The organism is Mesorhizobium sp. M7A.F.Ca.ET.027.03.2.1, assembly GCF_003999175.1.
In the GTDB taxonomy this organism is placed as follows: Bacteria; Pseudomonadota; Alphaproteobacteria; order Rhizobiales; family Rhizobiaceae; genus Mesorhizobium.
The window spans coordinates 1-6,137 of record NZ_RZOM01000290.1; the positions used below are offsets into that span (position 1 = coordinate 1).

Below are 6,137 nucleotides of genomic sequence, written 5' to 3' on the forward strand. Positions count from 1 at the left end.
GCGGCGTTCATGGCGCTGTCCGATCCAGACAAGGTGGCGACGCTGGTCTTCGGCGGTCTCGGCATCGGCATGGTCGACGGTGTCGGCGATTGGGATCCGATCGCCGCCGCCCTGCTTGCCGATGATCCGGCCGCCACCAGCCATCCGCGCGGCCGGTCGTTTCGCGCCTTCGCCGACCAGACCCGCAGCGATCGCCGGGCCTTGGCCGCTTGCATCGCCAAATCGCGGGAATTGCTGAGCGAGCAGGATATCGCGCGAATCGCCCAGCCGACGCTGGTCGCCGTCGGAACCACCGACGACATTGGCGGCTCGCCCGATGAGCTTGCAGCGTTGATGCCGAACGCCAGCGCCTTTCACATCGAGGGCCGGGACCATATGCTGGCCGTCGGGGACAAGACCTTCAAGCAGCGCGTGCTGGAGTTCTATGCCGAGAATCCGCTCTGAGCGGACGGCGATGCATCAGGCGGATTTGATGCTTGTGCTCAGTCCGGCGCTCTCGCTGCTTGAACCGACTTCGCCATCACGCACAGCAGCTCGAACATCATCGTCGCGCCGGCGAGCGCCGTCATTCCGCCCAGGTCGAAAGGCGGCGCCACCTCGACGACGTCGGCACCGACAATGGTCAATCCGTCGAGCAGGCGGACCATTTCCTGGGCCTCGCGGGTGGTGAAGCCGCCTAGCTCGGGCGTTCCGGTCCCAGGCGCCATCGACGGGTCGATGCAGTCGATGTCGAAGGTCACATAGATGGGCGTATCGCCGACGATGCCGCGCGCCTCTTCCATGACGCTGGCCGCGCCCCGCCTGACGAACTCCTCCATGTAGATGATGCGGATGCCCTGGGCGACCGCCCAGTCATGTTCGCCGGGTTCGTATATCGAGCCGCGGATGCCGATCTGGACGATGCGCTTGGGATCGAGCAGTCCTTCTTCGATGGCGCGGCGGAAGGGCGTGCCATGCGTATAGGGATTGTCGCCGAAATAACGGTCGTTGGTGTCGGAATGCGCGTCGAAATGGATCATGCCGACGGGCGCCTTGCGGGCCACGGCGCGCAGCACCGGCAACGTCGTCAGATGATCGCCGCCCGCTGCAAGCGGAATGGCGCCCGCCGTGACGATCGCCGCGATGCCGTCCTCGATGCGCTTCAGCCCGTCCAGGAGGTTGATTGGATTGACCGAGAGATCGCCGACATCGGCGACATTGGCGATGCTGAACGGCTCGGTCCCCGAGACGTGATGGGCGCGCCGCATCAGGCTCGACTGGTTGCGGATTTCGCGCGGGCCATGCCGCGCACCGGCGCGATTGGTGGTGCCACCGTCCCACGGTATGCCGACGAGCGCGATGTCGAGCCCCTCCGCACTCGCCACGGCCGGCAGTCTCATGAAGGTCGAAAGTCCGGCGAAACGAGGAACGGCGGAGGCATCGATCGGCTGGAAGAAATTGCTGCTCATGGTGTCGGCACCTCAGAAGAATTCACGTTTGACGATTTCCGCAATGCGGGTCTCGCAGTCGTCGAGCAGCCACCGGCCCTTTTCGGCCGATGAGCCCTCGGTCAGCGACAGCACGCCGGATGGCGGCACTTCCTCGGCTGGCTTGGGATAGCGATCATATGGCCTGAACTGCGCCGGGCCGTCATGCAGTGCCTTGCCGAGGTCGACGAACTCGGGACGCAGCGCCAGCATCATCGAGGTCTCGATGACGCTCGCATGTTCCAGCTCGATGCCGGGATAACCATCGGGGAACACTTTCGCCAGCGTCTCTGTGCGCACCATTTCCCAATGATCGATGCGCAGGATCGTCAGATCCGCCGCACGCTCGCGGCCGATGGCGTCGAGCGCCAGTTCGATGCCTTCGATCGACGGGCCGATGTTCTCGTAGTGGCCGTTGAGGACAACGATGCGCCGGACCTTCTGGCGATAGAGATCGCAGATCACATCCTTGACCAGCAGCGAAAACGTATGCGCCGTGATGTTGATCGTGCCGGGGAAGGCCGGGCCGCCGCCTGTTCTCGGCTGCGAGCGGTTGCCGTAGGCAATGGTCGGCGCGACGAGGCCGCCAACCTGCTTCGCCACCGTCTCGGCGATGGCGGTGGGAAGCACAACATCGACGTTCATCGCCATGTGGTGGCCGTGCTGTTCGGTCGAGCCGAGCGGCAGGAAGATGGGAGCGCCGGCGGCGATCCGCTTCTCGGCTTCGGGCCATGGCAGTTCAGCGAGGAAAACTCGGTCTTTCATGATCATCTCGTTTCAAAGCATCGCCGCGCCACCATTGGCGCCCAGGCATTGTCCAGTGAAGAAGGTGGCGCCGGGGCCGGCAAGGAAGACCACCGCGGAGGCGATTTCATCCGGCCGGCCGATCCGCCCTAACGGGTGTGTCGTTTCAAGCGCGCGCTGGCTCTCGCTCAGCGCCTCGAAACCGAGAAGCGGCGTGTCTGTCGGCCCCGGCGCCACGGCGTTGACCAGGATGCGAGGCGCAAGCTCGCGCGCCCAGGATCGGGTCAGGCCGAGCAATGCGGCCTTGGTCGCGCAATAGACCGAGGCGCTCGCCCGGCCGAGATAGGCAAGCTCGGAGGCGATGTTGATGATGCGGCCGCCATCGGGAAGGTACGGCAGGACTTCCCGCGCCACGATGATGGCGCCGCGCACATTGACGGCAAACATGCGGTCGACATGGTCGAGCGAAATCGCGCCAAGCGGTGCTTCCTGCAGGATGCCGGCATTGTTGATCAGGATGTCATAGCCGCCGATCCGTTCCGCTCCTTGCCTGACCGCGGCAATAATGTCGGCCTCATTGGCAAGGTCGCAGGCAAGGATCGGGATATCGCCTTCGGATGCCTTGAGATCGAAGCCGAGAACCATGGCTCCGGCGTCCCGCAAGGCGAGCGCGGTCGCGCGGCCGATGCCGCTGGCCGCACCGGTGATCAGCGCGCGTTTTCCGTGCAGCGGGGTTACCAAGGCACTTCTCCCCTGTCGACGCCGAGCGACTGCCCGGTGATGTTGGCCGCGAGATCCGACGCCAGGAACAGGTAGGTGCCGGCCATGTCGGCCGGCTCCATCAGGCCGGGCAGGGCTTGCGCGCCGACCATGTCTTCGAGCAGTGCTGGTTCACTGACGCCGCCTTGCTCGGCCATGCGGCCAAGCGAGCGCATCGATGCTTCCGTGCGGACCCATCCCGGACAGACCGCATTGACGCGGATGCCTTTCGATCCAAGTTCCTTGGCCCAGGTTTTCGTCAGGCCGATGATGGCGTGCTTGGAGGCGACATAGGCGCCGAACCGCGCTTCGGCGACGCGGCCCCAGATCGATGCGGTGTTGATGATCGAAGCGCCGGCCTGCATGCGCGGCAAGGCGCGCGCGGTGACAAGCGCCGTGCCGATGACGTTGATCTCGATGATGCGCCGGAAGGCGGCTTCGGCCTCGTCGCTGCTGTCAGTGATCGGCGTCATCAGCTCGAGGCCGGCATTGTTGATGAGCACGTCGATCCGGGAGATCGGTCCGAGGGCCGCGCCGACCGCCTGGCGGTCGGCGATGTCGGCCTCCGTGCCTGTGGCGCCCAAGTCGTGGGCCCGTTCGTGCACGGCCGCGTCGTTGGCAATGAGGTGCAGGCTGGCGCCGGCCTGGGCGAAGCCCTTGGCGATGCCGAGCCCGATGCCTCGGCTCGCTCCGGTGATCACGACCGTCTTTCCGGAAAAGGAGAGGCTCATACGACCACTCCGGTTTCGTTGCGGATCAGATGCAGGACCTTGTTGCGCAGCTCGAAGAATTTCTGGGTTTCGCGAATCTCCAGCGGCCGGTCCGGGCCAAGCTCTGCCGCCACGTCGATATCGGCGACGATCGAGGCTGGACGGCGCGAGAACAGGATGATCCGGTCGGCGAGAAATACGGCTTCTTCGACGTCGTGGGTGACGAAGATGATGGTCTTTTCCTCGCGGATCTGGATCTGCCGCAGCTCGACCTGAAGCCGCTCGCGCGTCAGCGCGTCGAGCGCGCCGAAGGGCTCGTCCATCAACAGCACGTCCGAACCCGCGGCGAGCGTGCGGGCTATGGCCACGCGCTGGCGCATGCCTCCCGAGATACGGTTTGGATAGGAGTCGGCAAAGTCTGCGAGCCCGAACAGCTTGAGATAGTGGCTGATACGCTCGGCTCTTTCGGTGGCACCGAGGTCCTTCCTGTAGCGCATGCCGAAGGCGATGTTGTTTTTGACCGTCAGCCAGGGAAACGACGAATAGGACTGGAACACCATGCCGCGCCGACGGTCCGGCCTGACGACCTTTTCCCCACCGAGCAGGATCGAGCCCGAACTCGGTTCGTCGAGGCCGCCGACCATGCGCATCAGGGTGGTCTTGCCGCAGCCCGAGGGGCCGAGGAAGACGACCAGCGAATTGCGGTCGAGGCCAAGGCTGGTGTTTCGCACGACATCGACGGGGCCAAAGGACTTGGCCGTGTCGACGAATTGAACATATCCGGTCATGTCATGCTCCTTACAGATACCGGAACAGCCGGCGGTGAAGCAGGCGCAAAAGCTGGTCGGTGACAAGGCCGATCAGGCCGATGACGACGACGCCGGCCATGACCTCCGGTGTCTTGACGAAGCGCCGGGCCGTCCAGATCACATAGCCGATGCCGGAATCGGCGGCGACGATCTCGGCGATGATCAGATAGGTCCAGCACCAGCCGAGCGTGATGCGCAGATTGTCGAGCAGCGTCGGCCCCATCCAGCGCAGAGCGACGTCGACCATGACCTGCCTCGAATTGGCGCCGACGGTGCGGGCGACCTCGACGAACTCCTGCGGCACGCGCCGCATGTCGTCGGCGACGAGCAGCACGAGCTGGAAGAACGTCCCCAGCCAGAGCAGGAAGATCTTGGTTTCCTCGCCGACGCCGAACCAGATGATGGACAGCGGCACCAGCGCGGGGACCGGCAGATAGCGGATGAAATCGATCATCGGCTCGAGGGCGGCGCCGACGATCCGGTAGCTGCTCATCATGATGCCGATCGGGATCGCCATGACGGCGGCCAGCAGGAAGGCAATCCAGACACGGGTGGTCGAAACCGCGACGTGCCAGAGCAGGTTCTGTTCGGTCAGCATCGTCCATAGCGCGACGACGACGCGGCTCGGCGACGGCAGGAACTGCGGGGCAATGATGCCCGCGCGCGCCGCCAGCTCCCACAGGGCAATAACGAGCGCAGCCGCAGCGACACTGACGGCGAACTCCAGCATCGGCGATCCGCGACCGCGGAAGACGAACAGGCTGCTGAACAAATCACTATCCCCGGATGATCGAAAGAACGGTCGTCACCGGCGGTAAGCCGGAATGACATCGCTGCCGACAGCCGAGACAAGCTGCCGGCCCGGCCGCGCGGCCGCTATTTCGCCGGGATCTTGTTGATCGCCGAATTGTCGATCTGGTCGGCCGCCACCAGTCTGTTGTCGGCGGCGCCGTTCTCCAGGTTTAGATCCATCACCGTGTCGAATATCCCGTGCAACGTGCCTTTTTCTCCCGGCTTGCCCATGTAGGCCAGGGATTCTGCAAGCGTCGTGTAGGACAGGCTGGAGTTGACGATGTCGGTCACTTCGGCAGGCGTCAGGCCGAAATGCTTGGACGCCATGTCGGCGAATTTTTCCGGCTCGGCCTTGATGAAATCGACCGCCTCATAGATGCAGCCGAGGAATTTTGCGTATTTGTCGGGGTTCGCCTTGAAGTCGTCGTTGCGGGCGATGATCGCGTCGATGATGATGCCGCGATGATCCTTGGACGAGATCAGCATGCGGGCACCGGTGCGGGTCGAGGCCTTCAGCGCCTGCGACATGAACGGTTCGTAGGTCGCGATCGCCGCGATCGATTCATCGACGAAAACCGCACCCGTATCGGCCGTCGCGATGTCCTTGATCTGCAGATCCTTCAGCGACAGGCCCGCCTGCTTCAGCTCCATCTGCAACAGCAGGCGCGAGGGGATGTTGGGCTCGGCCGCGACAACCTTGCCCTTGAGATCGGCAACCGACTTGATCTTGTCATCGGTGATGACGCCGTCGCCACCGACGGATTCGTCGATCGTTCCGATGATGATGCCGGGCGTCGAAGCATCGCGCGGGCGGCCCTGATATTCGCCGACCGAGCGCATCTGCATCTCGATGTCGC

Annotated in this window: 7 protein-coding genes and 1 pseudogene; 1 reads left to right on the top strand and 7 read right to left on the bottom strand. The window is 64.3% G+C overall.

Going from position 1 to position 6,137, the window contains the following annotated elements; genetic code table 11:
• Positions 1–444, top strand: a pseudogene (locus EN750_RS14775) (alpha/beta hydrolase); the annotation flags it as partial.
• A gap of 38 nt (positions 445–482) precedes the next feature.
• Here EN750_RS14775 and speB read toward each other — a convergent pair.
• The 7 genes from speB to EN750_RS14810 all read right to left on the bottom strand — a co-directional run.
• The gene (gene speB, locus EN750_RS14780; RefSeq protein WP_127396854.1) at positions 483–1,448 is read right to left on the bottom strand and encodes an agmatinase; all 966 of its coding nucleotides are present in this window, start codon (positions 1,446–1,448) and stop codon (positions 483–485) included.
• 12 nt (positions 1,449–1,460) lie between these two features.
• Positions 1,461–2,231 (bottom strand): creatininase, encoded by a 771-nt coding sequence (locus tag EN750_RS14785; RefSeq protein ID WP_127396855.1) that lies wholly within the window; start codon positions 2,229–2,231, stop codon positions 1,461–1,463.
• A gap of 12 nt (positions 2,232–2,243) precedes the next feature.
• Entirely contained in the window at positions 2,244–2,951 is a 708-nt protein-coding gene (locus tag EN750_RS14790) for an SDR family oxidoreductase (RefSeq protein ID WP_127396856.1), read from the bottom strand.
• A complete protein-coding gene (locus EN750_RS14795; protein ID WP_245482712.1) occupies positions 2,945–3,670 on the bottom strand; it encodes an SDR family oxidoreductase in 726 nt (241 codons plus the stop codon). The genes EN750_RS14790 and EN750_RS14795 overlap by 7 nt, the downstream gene beginning before the upstream one ends.
• A 26-nt stretch (positions 3,671–3,696) precedes the next feature.
• Positions 3,697–4,467 carry an ABC transporter ATP-binding protein gene (locus EN750_RS14800; protein WP_127396858.1) on the bottom strand — a complete coding sequence of 257 codons (771 nt, stop codon included), beginning with the start codon at positions 4,465–4,467 and terminating at the stop codon, positions 3,697–3,699.
• Positions 4,468–4,477: 10 nt separating this feature from the next.
• The gene (locus EN750_RS14805) at positions 4,478–5,260 is read right to left on the bottom strand and encodes an ABC transporter permease (protein ID WP_245466500.1); all 783 of its coding nucleotides are present in this window, start codon (positions 5,258–5,260) and stop codon (positions 4,478–4,480) included.
• Positions 5,261–5,364: 104 nt separating this feature from the next.
• Positions 5,365–6,137, bottom strand: a 773-nt coding sequence (locus EN750_RS14810) for an ABC transporter substrate-binding protein (protein ID WP_210212747.1), incomplete at its 5' end; no start/stop codon positions are given.